This is a genomic window from Mycobacterium sp. MYCO198283, from assembly GCF_021213805.1.
GTDB lineage: Bacteria > Actinomycetota > Actinomycetes > Mycobacteriales > Mycobacteriaceae > Mycobacterium.
The window spans coordinates 19,450-34,678 of sequence record NZ_JAJQJI010000010.1; the positions used below are offsets into that span (position 1 = coordinate 19,450).

The window sequence follows — 15,229 nt, forward strand, 5'->3', positions numbered from 1 at the left end:
TACGCCCAGCGCGGCGTGTCGGCGTACAGACACGCACGCTCGCGGGAACGAAGGTGAGCTACCGGGCTTCCAGGATGGCGACGGCGGCGGCGGTGTCGCCCTCGTGGGTCAGCGACACGTGGATGGTGACGTCGGCCAGGTGCTCGGCGATGGCGCCGGAGAGCCGCACCTTCGGCCGGCCCCAGTTGTCGGTGACCACCTCGATGTCGCGGTGGATGTGCTCCGGCAGCACGGGCCGCTGCGCGAACCGCGACCCCGACCACGCCTTGATGACCGCCTCCTTCGCCGCCCACCGCGCCGCCAGGTGCCGGGCCGCCACCGCACTGCGGTCGGCGGCGTCCCGGCGCTCCCGCGGGGTGAAGGTCTCGGCGAAGGCGGTGCCCGGCCGGTCGACCTGCTCGGCGAAGTCGGGGATCGACACCAGGTCGATGCCTATCCCGACGACCGTCACGACCGCACGTAGACGTCGCCGGCGCCCAGCCGGGCGGCCGGATCGAGCAGCATCGCGGCCTCCTGGCGCTTCTCCGGCACGTCGGCGTCGAACCGGCGGTCGGCGGGCCGCTCGTAGAGCGGGCGACCGCCGGCGATCGCCGACGCCAGCCGCCGCTGCCCGGCGAGCACCCGCTGCGCCGACCGCTGCCGGTACGACTCGCGCTGGTCGGCGTCGAGCGTGGCGAGGAACGCCTCCGGGTGCACCAGGGCGATCAGCCCCGAGACGTGCCCGAAGCCGAGGCTGGTGACCAGCCCCGCCTTGAGCGGCAGCTTCTCGCCGAGGTGCAGCGTCTCGCGCGGCCACACGAAGTGTGCCGAGCTGGCCAGCTCGTCGTCGACGCAGTCCAGGCTGCGGTTCGGCGGGATCACGCCGTCGCGCAGCACCTGGCACAGCCCCATCATCTGGAACACCGCCGCGCCGCCCTTGGCGTGGCCGGTGAGCGTCTTCTGGCTGACGACGAACATCGGCGCACCGGGCGACCGGCCCAGCGCGTCGGCGAGCCGCTCGTGCAGTTCGGTCTCGTTCGGGTCGTTGGCCAGCGTCGAGGTGTCGTGCTTGTAGACCACCGCGATGTCGTCGGCGCTCACCCCGAGCGTGGCCAGCGACCGCGCCAGCACCGAATCGCGGCCCCCGCGACCGGCGCCCAGCGCGCCCAGGCCGGGCGCCGGGATCGACGTGTGCACGCCGTCGGCGAAGCTCTGCGCGTACGCCACGACCGCCAGCACCGGCAGCCCCATCTTGAGCGCGAGGTCGCCGCGGGCCAACAGAATCGTTCCGCCGCCCTGGGATTCGACGAAGCCGAGCCGGCGACGGTCGTTGGCTCGGGAGAACTTGCCGTCGCTGATGCCCTTGGCCCGCATCATCTCGGTGTCGGCGGTGGCCGCCATGTCGCCGAAGCCGGTGACGGCCTCCAGCGTCATGTCGTCGAAGCCGCCGGTCACGACGAGTTCGGCCTTGCCGAGCCGGATCTTGTCGACACCCTCCTCGACCGACACCGCCGCGGTGGCGCAGGCTCCCACGGGGTGGACCATCGCGCCGTAGCTGCCGACGTAGCTCTGGATGACGTGTGCGGCAACGACGTTGGGCAGCACCTCCTGCAGGATGTCGTTCGGCTTGCTCCGGCCCAGCAGGTTGCCGTGGTACATCGTCTGCATCGACGTCATGCCGCCCATGCCGGTGCCCTGCGTGCTGGCCACCGAGCTCGGGTGCACCCAGCGCATCAGCTCGCTCGGCGTGAAGCCCGCCGACAGGAACGCGTCGACCGTCGCGACGATGTTCCACAGCGCCACCCGGTCGATCGAATTGGCCATGTCGGGGCTGATGCCCCACACCGTCGGGTCGAACCCGGTGGGGATCTGGCCGCCCACCGTGCGCGACAGCTTGGTCTTGCGTGGCACCCGGATCTCGGTGCCGGCTTTGCGGGTCACCTGCCAATCGGTACTGGCGGGCACCGGCGCGATCACCGTGTGCGCCGGATCGAACTCGACGAAGGCGCGGGCGTCGGCCTCGCTGGACACGACGAACGAGAAGTCCTTGTCCAGGAACACCGAGACCAACAGCGGCGAGGCGTGATCGGGGTCGATGGCGCCGTCGTCGACGAACTCCCGGATGCCGCACCGCTCGACGACCGCGTCGTGGTAGCGCTCGACCAGTTCGGCCTCGTCGACCAGCTCACCGGTGGCGGCGTCGTACCAGCCCGGCTTCGGGTCGTCCTCCCACGTGATCAGCCCGGTGGTCCACGCGAGCTCCAGCACCCCGGCCGCCGACAGCTCGCCGGCGACCTCCATCTCGTAGCGGGTACGCGACGAGCCGTACGGGCCGAGTTCGGCACCGCCGACGATCACGACCAGGTCGGCGGGGTCGACGTCGAGGTCGTCCCACGCGGGCGGCGGCGCCGCGGTGTACCCGCGCGGCGGCGACGGCAGCGCGGCGATGGTGCCGGCCTGCGCGTCCGGCTCCGCGGCCCGGGACGTCATCCGCTCGCGGGCCTGCTCGGCCAGCGCCGCCATGTCGAGGGTGACGTCGGCGAGCCCGCCGGTCAGGTCGGCCTCGATCGGCGCCTGCGCGGCGGCCACCTTCGATTCGACGTCGCACAGGTCGAGCAGCATCGCCGCCATCTCGGCCGGGGTGTAGGTCGCGACGCCGGCCCGCTCGACCGCGTCGACGATGACGTCGTTGTGACCCATCAGCCCGGTGCCCTTGGTCCAGCCGATCAGCGCGTGCGCGAGCGTGACCCGCTGCGCCCACGACGACTCGGCCTTCCAGCGGGTGACGACGGCGTCGAGCGCGGCCTTCGCCTCGCCGTAGGCGCCGTCGCCGCCGAACATGCCGCGGTTCGGCGACCCGGGCAGCACCACGTGCAGCCGCGAGGCGATGTCGCGCTCGGCACCGATCGCCGAGAGCCCGCCGATGAGCCGTTCGACGGCCCACAGCAGCACCTTCATCTCCAGCTCGGCGCGCGAGCCGGCCTCCGACAGGTCGCCCGCCACGCGCGGCGCCGCGAACGGGAACAGCAGCGTCGGCGTCTGGGCGTCCTTGAGGTGGATGGACTGCGGGCCGAGGTTCTCGGTCTGCTCGTTGCCGACCCAGCTGACCAGTGCGTCGATGTCGGCGTAGGACGCCATGTTGGCGGGCACCACCCACAGCTTCGCGCCGAAGCGGGCGTTGTCGCGGTACAGGTCCTTGTAGAACGCCAGCCGGTCGTCGTCGAGCCGCGACGTGGTCGCGATGACCGTCGCGCCGCCGTGCAGCAGCAGCCCCGCCACCGCCGCGGCGATCGAGCCCTTGGACGCACCGGTGACGACGGCGACCTCGGCGCTGTAGCGGCCCCGGCCGGGGTTCTCCGCACCGGCGGCGATGCGCCCGAACAGCGACGCGTGAACGGTGCGGCCGGCTGCCAGGGCCTTGCCCTGCCACCAGCTGGCCTGCGTGGCGACGACGTGCCCGGCGCCCTCGAACTGCTCGGCATAGCGCTGCCAGCCGCGGTCGACGGCGTCGTCGTCGGCGAGCCAGAGCTTGACCAAATCCTCGCGGGCGCTGGCCCACCGGTCGTCGAGCAGCACCGCCTTGCGGGCGTCGAACGCCGGCGCCACCAGCCGTGGCCAGTCCGACCCCAGCTCGGCGGTCACCAGGTCGATCAGCTCGGCGTCGGTGGCCGATTCGGCCGGCGTCACGGTGTCGTCCAGGCCGAGCTGGCTCAGCACCAGCCGCGCCGCCGAGGCGAGCACACCGTCGCGGCCGGTGACCTGCTCGGCGAACTCGGCGAGCGCCGCCGAGTCGACGACACCGCCGCCCGCACCGCCGGCCGACGGCAGCGCCACGCTGACACCGCGGCGGGCCGCCACCGCGGCGACCGCGGCGTCGATGACCTTGTCGACGGCGGCGACGTCGGCGAGCGCACCGTCGTGCAGCCCGCCCAGCGCGCCGCCGCGGACGCTGACGCCCTCACGGGTGCCCAGCGCCACCTCGGCGGTGACGTGCTTGGCCCAGCCGGGACCCAGCTCCCACGTCTTGGTGACGCGCTCGCCGACGTAGCCCGGTCGCTTGCCGGACGGCCCGAGGACCGTGCGCAGCTGGTCGTTGACCGCGTCGGACAGCACCGGGCCGAACGGCTTGTAGGTGCGGGCCAGCTTCGTCACCTGGCCCTTGAGCGAACCGAGGTCGGCCTCGGCGGCACCGTCGATGGCGCCCAGGTTGAGTTCTGAGCCCAGGTCCACCAGCAGCTGGTTGCGCCGCGACGACGCGCCGTCGGTGATCGACTCGATGGAGTCGAGCGGTTCGATCTGGTCGAGCCGCATCTTCGCCGACAGCGCGATGAGGACGACCGTGGCGTCGGCGGCGTCGAACGCGATGTCGTCGGGGCGGGGAGCGCCGACGGCCGCGGTGGCCGGGGCGGCTTGCGCCGGCGCCGCTTCGGCGACCGGCGCCGCGGTGACGTCCTCGGGCTCCTCGACGGGATCTTCGTCGGTGGCGAACAGCACCGCGGCGTCGCGCTCGGAGTTGAGCACCTCGACCGTGCTGTGGGCGTATTCGGGCAGCTTCAACGTGTTGGACGCCAGGCCCGACACCGTCGGCGACGACTTCACGCCGATCTCGACGAAGCGCTCGACGCCCAGACCACCGGCGGCCTCCTCGGTGAACAGCAGGTCCTGGGTCTCGATCCAGCGCACCGGGCTGGCGAACTGCCAGGCGAGCAACTCGATGACCACCCTGCGGCACAGTTCGGCCGGCTGCTCGTTCCGCCAGGTGTCGTAGTCGGCGAGGATCTCGTCGAGCGGCTCGGCCGGCACCAGGTCGCGGATCTCCTGGATGAAGTCGCGGTCCAGCGTGAACGGCCTCGGCACCAGGTTCGGGATGTAGCGCCCGACGATCAGGTCGGGGTCCTTGCCCGACGGCATCACGCGCTCCAGGGCGCGGCGGAAATCCCCGACGCCCACGCGCAGCACCTGCGAGTGGAACGGCACGTCGATGCCGGGCACCAGGATGAACGACCGCTTGCCGCCGGTCAGCGCCCGGCGCCGCTCGACCTCGGTCTCCAGCGCCTCCAGGCCGCGGACCGTGCCGGCGACGGCGTACTGCGAGCCGCGCAGGTTGTAGTTGACGATCTGCAGGAATTCTCCGGTCCGCGCCGCAATATCGGCCACGAAGTCCTGCACCTCGGCGTCGGGCAGGTCGATCTGCGACGGCCGGATGGCGGCCAGCCGGTAGTTCGAGCGGCCCTTCGCGTCGCGCGGCACGATGTCGTGCATCTTGGAGCCGCGGTGGAACACCACCTCGAGCAGCGCTTCGAGTTCGTAGACGCCGGACACGCACGCCAGCGCGGTGTATTCGCCGACCGAGTGGCCGCAGGCGATGGCGTCCTCCACGAAGGCGCCCTGCTCGCGCATCTCGGCGACCTGCGCCGCCGCCACCGTCGCCATCGCGACCTGGGTGAACTGCGTCAGGTAGAGCACGCCTTCGGGGTGGTGGTAGTGGACACCCGACGCCGTCAGGGTGGTCGGGTTGTCACGCACCACGTGCAGCACCGAGAAGCCCAGGGTCTCGCGGGTGAACGTGTCGGCGGAGTCCCAGACCTTGCGGGCGGCCTTGCTGCGGGCGCGGACCTCCATGCCCATGCCCTTGTGCTGGATCCCCTGGCCGGGGAACGCGTAGACGGTCTTCGGTGCGGCCAGCCGGGCCGTCGCGGACATCACCAGGTCCGGCCCCACCTTGGCGGAGACCTCGACGATCTCGGCGCCCTGGTCGATGCCCACCCGGTCGACGCGCAGGGCCACCTCGTCGCCCGGGGACACCATGCCGAGGAAGCGGGCGGTCCAGCCGAGCAGGCGCGCCGGCGGGCGGGCCTGGCCGTCGGTGGCCGTGACGGCATGCTGGGCCGCGGCCGACAGCCACATCCCGTGCACGATGGGGCCGGGCAGGCCGGCGAGCAGCGCGGCGGCGCGGTCGGTGTGGATCGGATTGTGATCGCCGGAGACCATCGCGAACGGCCGCATGTCGACCGGCGCGGTGACCGCGACGTCACGGCGGCGACGGCGCGGGGTGTCGGCGGCGTTCGGCGACAGCGCACCGCCGGCGCGCACCGGGTCGGTGAGCTCGGCGGCGCCGCTGCGGCCCCGGATCGCGAACCGCTCCTCGAGCGTGCCCAGCACCGTGCCGTCCGGCGCGGCGATGGTCACCGTCACCGGAACGACGCGGCCGACCTCGGTGTCGGTGGCCGTCGCGGCGGTCGCGGTGACGGCGAGCTCGGTGCGCTCCTTCGGCAGCGCGCCGGTGAGGCGGGCGGCGTGGTCGAGGTGCACCAGGCTCAGCAGACCTTCGACCACCGGGAAGCCGGCGTCGGTCTGCGCTGCACCGATCACGGCGAAGACCGCCGGCCAGCAAGCGCCGACCAGCGCATCGGGCACGATCGACGGACCCGGCGCCAGTGGGGCGCCGAAGGCGGCGGTGACGCCGGTGTGGTCGGCCACCGCCTCGGGATCCCACGCGACGGTGACTCTGGCGGTGCCGTCCTGCACCTCGGGCAGCGCCTCCGGGCTGTTGGCACCGGCAGCGATCGCGAGCACCGCGCGCATCGCGGTGGCGGCGTCCTCGGTGGTGACGATCGGCGCCCCGCCGTCGACGGTGCTCGCCGGCAGCGTCAGCCGGATGTCGATCCAGGTGCCCGACAGCGGCACCGACAGCCGGACGGCGCCGTCGTCGTCGACGGTGAGCCGGGCGCCGGTGGACGGATGGGCGGCGCGCAGGCCTTCACCGTCGGAGCGCACCTGCCAGTCCGCGGGGGCGGCGATGCGGTGCACCGGGTTGGTGGCGGTGCGGCCGGCCCACAGCACGTCCGGCGCGTCGAGCGCGACGGCCAGCGGACCGGTGACGTCCGGGCGCCCGCGCCGGCGTGCGGTGACGTCGGTGGGCTGCGCGCCGGCGGCGAGCAGCTCGTCGACGCCGGCCTGCTCGAAGCGGTCGAGCAGCTCGCCGACGGGCTCGTCGACGCGGGTGATGCCGGCGACGGCGGCGGTGCCGGGGATGACGCACACCTGGTCGGCGGTGTAGCGGGCGTCGTGGGCCTGCCACAGCGAGTCGCTGCGCCACCAGCGGCGCACGTCCTTGTCGATGACCGGCACGAAGTTCACCGGCTTGCCGGGCGTCTTGCACAGCGTGACGAAGAACGGCACGTCGGCCGGATGCAGGACGACGTCGGCGGCGTCGGGGTAGCGGTCGACGAGCGCGGCGATCGCCCGCTGCGGATCCTCGAGCAGCGCGGGGTCCGCGAAGAGCGTCTCGATGCGCCCGGAGTCGGCCGGGTCGAGGCGGGCCTCGGCGCGCTGCAGCAGCTGGGCGAACCGGTCGCGCCAGGTGACGTCGAGCCATGGGCTGTCGGCGCGCCGGGTGTCGGCGGTGCTGTCGCCGTCGCCGATCGCGAGCTCGACGTACCGGGTGAGCCACTGCAGGTAGGTCATGTCGGCGACGTCGCCGAAGTAGGGCTTGGCCGTGCCGGCCATCGCGGCGATGATCTCGTCGCGGCGGGCCGCGACCGCGTCGGCGTCACCGGCGACCTCGTCGAGCAATCGGCCGCAGCGCGACGCGGCGTTGTCGATCTCGTGGATGTCGGCGCCGAGCTGGCTGCGGCCCGAGGCCATGCCGCCCTGCGCCTTGCCGGCGCCCACCCACTGGTCGGTGCCGGGGGTGTCGACGAGCAGCTGCTTGACCGCCGGGGAGGTGGTGGCCTCCAGCGTGGCCATCGCGGCGGTGCCGACGAGGATGCCGTCGACGGGCATGGCCGGGTAGCCGTAGGCCTCCGACCAGCGCCCCGACAGGTATTCGGCGGCCCGCTCCGGCGTGCCGATGCCGCCGCCGACGCACACCGTGATGTTGGCGCGCGACCGCAGCTCGGAGTACGTCGCCAGCAGCAGGTCGTCGAGGTCCTCCCAGCTGTGGTGGCCGCCCGCGCGCCCACCCTCGACGTGCACGATCACCGGGGAGTTCGACACCTCGGCGGCGATGCGGATGACCGAGCGGATCTGCTCGACGGTGCCGGGCTTGAACACCACGTGGCTGATGCCGACGCTGTTGAGCTCGTCGATGAGGTCGACGGCCTCCTGGAGGTCCGGGATGCCCGCCGTGACCACCAGGCCGTCGATCGGGGCGCCCGACTGGCGGGCCTTCTGCACCAGCCGCTTGCCGCCGACCTGCAGCTTCCACAGGTACGGGTCGAGGAACAGCGAATTGAACTGGAACGCGCGGCCCGGCTCGAGCAGCTCGACCAGCTCTGCGATCCGGTCGTCGAAGATCTGCTCGGTGCCCTGGCCGCCGCCGGCCAGTTCGGCCCAGTGCCCGGCGTTGGCGGCCGCGGCGACGATCTTCGCGTCGACCGTGGTGGGTGTCATGCCGGCGAGCAGAATCGGCGAGCGGCCCGTGAGCCGGGTGAACTTCGTGGCGAGCTTGACCTCGCCGCCCGGCAGCCGCACGAGCTGCGGGGCGTAGCTGGACCACGGCAGCGCCACCTCGGGGACCGCGCCGATCGTGAAGAGGTTCCGCTGCCCGCCGCGGGTGGCGGCCGGCACGATGCCGACGCCCAGGCCGCGGACGACGGGTGCGGTGAGCCGGGTGAGGATGTCGCCGGGTCCCAGGTCCAGGATCCACCGCGCGCCGGCGTCGTGGAGTTCGGTGACCTCGTCGACCCAGTCGACCTGCTGGACCAGGATCGCATCGGCCAGCGACCGGGCGAGCGGCGCGTCGAGGCCGACAATCTCGGCCCACCGGCCGACCAGCTCGACGGCATCGCCGAGGCGCGGCGTGTGGAAGCCGACCTCGACGGCCACCGGCTCGAACACCGGCGAGAAAACCGCGCCGCCGCGCAGCTTGTTCTTGCGCTCGGCGGCCTCGGTGGCGGCGATCTGCTCGCAGTAGAGCTCGAACCGTGAGAGCTGCTCGGGCGTGCCGGTGATGACCACCGAGCGGCGGCCGTTGCGGATCGACAGCACCGGCGGCAGCACCGTGCGGACGTCGTCGGAGAAGTCCTGGAGGAGCTCGTAGATGCGCTCGGGGTCGACGCCGGACACCGACAGCATCGGCGGGCGGTCACCCATCGCGGCGATGCCTCGCCGGCGTGCCACCAGCGTGCCCGCGGCCCCGATGAGCTGGGCCATCGCCAGCAGCTCGACGTCGCGCTCCCCGGCGGCGCGCAGCGCCTCGACGGCGAGCACGCCCTGCGAGTGGCCGGCCACCGCAACGGGCGCGGTCGCGGTCAGGTCGAGCCCTTGGCGGGCCAGCGCGCGGACGGCGGCGATCTGGGTGAGCAGCACCCCAGGCACCGACACCGCTGCCGACGTCAGCTGCTTGGCGGTGGGGGTGGCGTCCTCGGCGGCCAGCGCGCGGACCCAGCGCAGCGGCTCGAAACCGATGGGGCGGACGACCACCAGCTCGTGCGCCACCGGCTGCAGGAGCAGGTCGGCCTCACCGGCCAGGGTGGCGAGTTCGGATTCGATGCCGGTGGCCGACACGAGTTCTTCGAGCGTCTCCAGCCAGGCACTGCCCTGACCGCCGAAGGCGACGGCGAAGGGTTCGCCGGCGCTCAAGCGGTCGACGAGGGCGTACCCACCGGCCCCGCCGCTGTCCTGGCGGCCGGCGGGGACTGCGTCGTACTCGTACATCGTCACGTGTGAAAACCCCTCGGAGCGTCTCGTCGCATGCGGTGGCGGAACGGCTGATTCGGCATCGAACCCCGGGAAGGAAGTCGGCGTCAGGTCCGGCGAGCCCGCCCGTCCCCCGGGTCCGGGGAACTCGCATCCGCACTAAGAGTGTCATAAGAACCAGCGCCATCATGGGCCGCGAAATGGTTACTGGCGAGTTCTACGCCGCGGTAACCGACCGATCGATAACGCGGAGCCGGTGAACACCTGTCCGCCCACCGGACAAACGTCCTGCAAGACGGCGGTTACGCAGCAGTAGGTGCAACGTCGCAGGTGACGGCCGGACCGTTATCGAATCGTTACCTCGAAATTTCGGGCTCGCTCGCGTTGCCCTCGGCGGCCACCCAAGCGCCTGCTCGGGCTACGAGTGTTCGCCGAAGCGCGAAAATGCGCTAAAGATGTTTGCTGACAGCGCTGTGCCGCGTTCAGTCCCACTGCCCGAAGCGGGGCTTGAGGATGTGGTTGACGTCGACGCCGATACCGCCGACCTTCCGCTTGTCGATCTCCACCTGGTGCAGGTGCGCCGCGGCGTGGGCAACGCCCCCCGGCGACCCCCAGTTGTGCTGCCAGAACCACGAGCCGAGGCCGTCCTGCACCGCCCACTCGATGGTCTTGGAGTTGGCGTACACGCCGACCCGCTGATGCCCGAGCACCGCTTCCCAGCCCCGCAGGTACGGTGCGACCTGCCGCTTGTACTGCTCGAGCGACGGGTCGTCGTCGATCGAGGCGTACACCGGCGCCCCGTAGGAGCCGCCGGCCGCCACGTGCAGTTCCCAGCCGCGCTGGGCGTGCCGGATCCCCGCCGCGTGCCCGCCGAGCCAATCGGCGGAATCCTGCTTGCCGAACTGATAGCAGGACACGATCTTCAGCCCGTTCCGGTACAGCTCACGGGCCTCGCCCAGCAGGATCGGCTTCCCCAGCATCCAGTCGCCGCCGGGCCGGCGGTCCGAGACGTACCTGATGACGCCGACGGCCCCCGACGCCCGGATGTCGCGGGCGCTGAGCACGCCGGCCGCGTAGTCGAGGAGCACGCCCAGCGGTGCGGCCGCCGCCGGCGGCGCGGCGGCCAGGCCGAGAACCGGCGCCGCCACGGCCGCTTTCAGCACGGTCCGGCGCGGGATCGACACGAGCAGCAGGGTACGCCGTAAACCACTTGCGCCCCGGTAACGCCACGGGTCACACCTGCAACAGCCGGCTCACTCCGCGCTGCCCGCCATCAGCGAGGCCGTGTACTCCGACAGCGCGGCCACCACCTGCTGCCGCAACGCCGCGTCCAACCGCCGGGCGACGACCCGGCCGCCGAGATCGCGGTGATCGGACACCACGGCGACCACGTCGCCCAGCTGCTGCGGATCGGGAAGGAACGACTCGCCGAGCAGCCCGACGACCCGGCTCCGCAGCGCGGCCACCACGTCCGCGGCCAGCCGCTCGATCCCGGCCTGCGCGGCGTCGCACACCTCGACGGCGACCCGCAGGTAGTGCTCGACGCCCGGCGGTGAGAGCACCAGGCGCGCGATCTCCTCGTCGACCAGGACGGCCCCGGCGGGCGAGACCGTCGCGATGCCCAGCTCCACCAGCCGCCGCACGGCCGGGTGATCCGCGGCCACCGGCAGCTCGGTGCGCCGCGGATGCTCCGGCGTGACGGTCGTCGGCCCGTCGGTCAGCCCGCCGCGCCACGGCCCGAACATGACCTCCCGGAAGCCGAGGACGTCGGCCAGGTCGTGCCCGTCGCGTGCGCCCGCGAGGAATTGGGCGATGTGGCTGGACTTGAAGCCGCGTCCCAACAGGTCACTGATGAGCCGCACCTGCGCCAGGTGCACGTCGCTGTAGAGCGCCGTGCGTCCCACCTTGCGCGGCGGTTCGAGCAGATGGCGCTCGCGGTAAGCGCGGATGTTGCGCTGGCTCACCCCGGAGAGGCGCGCCAGGTCGTCGATCCGGTACTCAGCCACCGAGGGGCCGACTCGGACGACGGATTTGCATGCAATTGATGGTAGGCGTCGCGGGGCCCGGAGCGCGCCGCGCGTGAGCGGGGCGGCGACGGGGTAACGAGACAGCGTGCGACCGTGGATCGTCTGGGGTGTCGGGCTGCTCGCATACATCGTGGCGGTCCAAGACCGGACGACGCTCGGGGTGTCCGGCATCGCCGCCGCCGACCGGTTCGGTGCCAGCCCCGGCGTGCTGTCGACCTTCGTGGTGCTGCAGGTCGTCGTGTACGCCGCCGCGCAGGTGCCGGCCGGGCTGCTGCTCGACCGGTTCGGGTCGCGGGCGATGATCGCGATCGGCGGCCTCTTCATGGCGGCCGGCCAGCTGGCGCTGGCGCTGACCGAATCGCTGCCGATCGCCATCGGCGCCCGGGCCGTCCTCGGCCTCGGCGATGCGATGACGTTCATCTCGGTGCTGCGGCTGGTGCCGTTCTGGTTCGCGCCGCAGCGCATCCCGCTGGTGACCCAGCTGACCGGCATCTGCGGGCAGCTCGGGCAGGTGCTGTCGGCGGTGCCGTTCCTGTCGCTGCTGCTCGCGGCCGGATGGACCACTGCGTACCTGTCGGCGGCCGCGTTCGGGGTGCTGTCGGTTGCGCTGACGCTGGCACTCGTGCGCGACACCCCGCACGGCCCGGCCCAGTCCCGGACCGCCTTCTCGGCGCGCGAGACGCTGCGGAACGTGCGGACGACCTGGCTGCGAGCCGGGACCCGCCTCGGCTTCTTCGCCCACATGGGCACGCAGTTCTCGGTGACCGTCTTCGCGCTCATGTGGGGCGTGCCGTACCTGACCGAAGCGCAGGGCGTCTCCACCACCGCGGCGGGCGGCCTGCTCACCCTGTCGGTGATCACCGCCATCGCGGCCGGCGTGGTGATCGGCCTGCTCACCGGCCGGTATCCGCACCGCCGCTCCCGCATCGTGCTCGGCATCGTCGTCAGCAACGCGCTGATGTGGACCGTGGTGCTGCTGCTGCCCGCGCCGGCGCCGCGGTGGCTCCTCGTGCTGCTCGTGGCCGTCATCTCCGTGGGCGGGCCCGGGTCGATGGTCGGCTTCGACCTCGCGCGGACCTTCAACCCGAGCACGACGCTGGGCACCGCGCAGGGCATGGTCAACATGGGCGGCTTCGTGGCGTCGCTGCTGGTCATGCAGGCGATGGGCATGATCATCGGTGCGGCGGGCGGCTATTCGTTCGAGGCGTTCCGGTGGGCGTGGGCCGTGCAGTACGCCGTATGGGCGCTCGCGGCGGTCGGCATCCTGATCACCCGCCGCAAGGCCCGGTCGACGCTGTACGAGATCGACGACGAGCGCCTGCTGCTCGAGGGGTTCGAGCACGGCCAGGTCCGTCAGATGCGCTTCCTCAACGACCGCCTCCCGAAGTGGTAACCGGTTACGTCCGAAGCGATAACCGCATTCTCGTTCGCCGCTAGAATCGGCGACGTGACGACGTGGCTGCGGCGGATGTGGACGGTGGGGGTCATCGGCGTGCTGGCCGTTGCGGGCGTGGCGTTCGCCCCGGCGTCACAGGCAGGGCCGTACATGCTGAAGGGCAACTACGACATCCGGATCCCCGACCGGTACGACTTCCACACCTGGATCTGGACGGTGTCGCCGTGCGTGCCGTTCAGTCCCGAGTGCGTCAAAATCCAGGGCGTGCCGCAGCCCATCGCCAAGGCATTCCAGTGGAACGGCGACGCACGTCCCGGCCCCGACGGACGCTACACGCTGACGGTCGACGTGCCCGACGGCCTGCGGTGCGACAACATCTACTACGGCCCGGTGATCCCCACCCACGACGTCTACACCTGGGACCCGGTGACCCTGGCGGGCACGCTGGTCAGCTCATTCGACGTCAACTGCGGGAACCAGCCGGGCGGCTCCTACACCTACCCGTTCAACCTGATCCGGATGTAGCCGTCAGCGGTTGCGTGCCGACTCGCGGCGGTTGGCCTTCTTGATGGCGTCGACGAGCTGCGCCTTGTCCATCGACGAGCGCCCGGAGATGTCGAGCCGGCGCGCGATGTCCAGCAGGTGCTTCTTGGTGGCGTTGGCGTTGACGCCCTCGGCCGTCTCCCCGGCGGCGTTCGGGCCGCCGCTTTGCGCGCGCTGATCGGAGGGCCCCTTCGAGTCCTTCTCCTCCCAGTGGTCGCCGACCTTCTCGTAGCTGTGCTTGAGCGCGCTGTAGGCCACGCGGTGCGCGCGCTCGGAATCGCCGTACTGCTCGGCGGCGGCGTCGTGCGCCTTGGCGAACGTCCGCTGCGCCTTGTCGTCGGACTTTCGCAGCGTGCTGGGCAGCTCGCTCTTCTTGGCGTCGCCTCGCTTGGTGGTCTTGGGCATCTGGACGTTCCTCCCTGCGGCTGAGCGTCGGCTACCCGGCGTGGCGAGCGCAAAAACGCCGGTGATTGCGCGGCCGGGCAGTGGGTATGGAGCCGGGGTGAGCACAGCCGAGGAGATCGAGCGGACACAGGGGTTGAACCGCCGGCCGGCGGGCGTCGACGATGCCACCGTCGAGGCGGTCGGCAAGGTGTCCGAAGCCCTGGAGGCGCTGGAGGAGGCCCGCGGCCGCCTCTACGGGTTCCACCGGCTGCTCGGCCGCGCCGACCTGCTGCTCGGCGACGGCTGCGAAATGCTGCGCAAAGCCGGCCACGGCGACGTCGCGGAGCGGCTCGAACGCGAGGTGCTGGGCCGCAACGTGCTGCGGGGCCGCTGGACGTTCCAAATCGTCGAGGACTTCGACGACAACTACTGGTCGGTGTTCCGCGCCGAGGAGCAGCGGGTGCGCGACCAGCTGCAGCAGGGCGTGCGGCACGTCTACGAAGCCGAGATGAAGCAGGACCGCCGCACCGACGGCCGGTCGGGTCACGAGGCGACGCCCGAGGACACCTGAACCGTCCCAGCCCTTGGAGCGGCCGCGGCCGTGCTTTACATTCCAGGCCATGATTGTCGACACCTCCGCCGCCGACGCCGGCCTGCTGATCCTGCGGGTCGTGCTCGGGTTGACCATGGCGGCCCACGGTTACAACAAGTTCTTCGGCGGCGGGCGCATCCCCGGCACCGCCGGCTGGTTCGACAGCATCGGCATGAGGCCCGGCATTTTCCACGCCCGCGTCGCGGCGACCACGGAGCTGGCGGCCGGGGTCGGGCTCGCGGCCGGGCTCTTGACGCCGATCCCCGCGGCGGGCTTCGTCGCCCTGATGCTCGTCGCAGCCTGGACGGTGCACCGCGGCAACGGGTTCTTCATCGTCAAGCAGGGCTGGGAATACAATCTCGTGCTGGCGGTCGCCGCCGTCGCGGTGGCCACAGTTGGTCCCGGTCGCTACAGCTTGGACCACCTGCTGTTCTCGGGTTCGGACTTCTACGACCTGCTGCACGGCTGGTGGGGACTGGTGATCGCGGTGGGGCTGGGCCTGGCCGGCGGCATCGGGCAACTGGCCATCTTCTATCGGCCGCCCGCGAAGACCGGCTGAGCGAGCGCACAGTTCTCTCTTTCGGGAAACGCTATTTCCGCAGTTCACGAGGTGTTTAAGCGCTCCCCTTAGCCGGGGCAGCGATCTGGGTCACACTGCTGGTGGTA

General features: G+C 72.0%; 9 protein-coding genes. 4 read left to right on the top strand and 5 right to left on the bottom strand.

From position 1 onward, the window contains the following. Positions 1–58: 58 nt before the first annotated feature. The 4 genes from LV457_RS17910 to LV457_RS17925 all read right to left on the bottom strand — a co-directional run bounded on the left by LV457_RS17910 (position 59) and on the right by LV457_RS17925 (position 11,627). A complete protein-coding gene (locus tag LV457_RS17910; protein ID WP_232172881.1) occupies positions 59–451 on the bottom strand; it encodes a holo-ACP synthase in 393 nt (130 codons plus the stop codon). Next, positions 448–9,645, bottom strand: a complete 9,198-nt coding sequence (locus LV457_RS17915; protein WP_374198886.1) for a fatty acid synthase subunit beta domain-containing protein — start codon at positions 9,643–9,645, stop codon at positions 448–450. The genes LV457_RS17910 and LV457_RS17915 overlap by 4 nt, the downstream gene beginning before the upstream one ends. 458 nt (positions 9,646–10,103) lie before the next feature. After that, positions 10,104–10,805, bottom strand: a complete 702-nt coding sequence (locus LV457_RS17920; protein ID WP_232172882.1) for a DUF1906 domain-containing protein — start codon at positions 10,803–10,805, stop codon at positions 10,104–10,106. A 69-nt stretch (positions 10,806–10,874) separates the two neighbouring features. After that, positions 10,875–11,627 (bottom strand): MerR family transcriptional regulator, encoded by a 753-nt coding sequence (locus LV457_RS17925; protein WP_232172883.1) that lies wholly within the window; start codon positions 11,625–11,627, stop codon positions 10,875–10,877. 106 nt (positions 11,628–11,733) lie between these two features. Here LV457_RS17925 and LV457_RS17930 point away from each other — a divergent pair, with 106 nt between their 5' ends. Further along, positions 11,734–13,041: a nitrate/nitrite transporter gene (locus LV457_RS17930; protein ID WP_232172884.1), complete on the top strand. Its 1,308-nt coding sequence runs from the start codon at positions 11,734–11,736 to the stop codon at positions 13,039–13,041. A gap of 54 nt (positions 13,042–13,095) precedes the next feature. Beyond that, the gene (locus LV457_RS17935; RefSeq protein ID WP_232172885.1) at positions 13,096–13,569 is read left to right on the top strand and encodes a hypothetical protein; all 474 of its coding nucleotides are present in this window, start codon (positions 13,096–13,098) and stop codon (positions 13,567–13,569) included. A 3-nt stretch (positions 13,570–13,572) separates the two neighbouring features. Here LV457_RS17935 and LV457_RS17940 read toward each other — a convergent pair whose 3' ends face one another. Continuing rightward, positions 13,573–13,992, bottom strand: coding sequence for a ChaB family protein (locus LV457_RS17940; protein WP_232172886.1), 420 nt, complete (start codon positions 13,990–13,992; stop codon positions 13,573–13,575). Positions 13,993–14,107: 115 nt separating this feature from the next. Here LV457_RS17940 and LV457_RS17945 point away from each other — a divergent pair, with 115 nt between their 5' ends. Both LV457_RS17945 and LV457_RS17950 read left to right on the top strand, forming a co-directional pair. Beyond that, the gene (locus LV457_RS17945) at positions 14,108–14,542 is read left to right on the top strand and encodes a hypothetical protein (protein ID WP_232173016.1); all 435 of its coding nucleotides are present in this window, start codon (positions 14,108–14,110) and stop codon (positions 14,540–14,542) included. Positions 14,543–14,591: 49 nt separating this feature from the next. Further along, positions 14,592–15,122: a DoxX family protein gene (locus LV457_RS17950; RefSeq protein ID WP_232172887.1), complete on the top strand. Its 531-nt coding sequence runs from the start codon at positions 14,592–14,594 to the stop codon at positions 15,120–15,122. Positions 15,123–15,229 lie beyond the last annotated feature (107 nt).

Bases quoted from the DNA above. Each gene is read 5' to 3' on its own strand.
- LV457_RS17940 (WP_232172886.1), bottom strand. From the start codon at position 13,992: ATGCCCAAGACCACCAAGCGAGGCGACGCCAAGAAGAGCGAGCTGCCC.
- LV457_RS17950 (WP_232172887.1), top strand. From the start codon at position 14,592: ATGATTGTCGACACCTCCGCCGCCGACGCCGGCCTGCTGATCCTGCGG.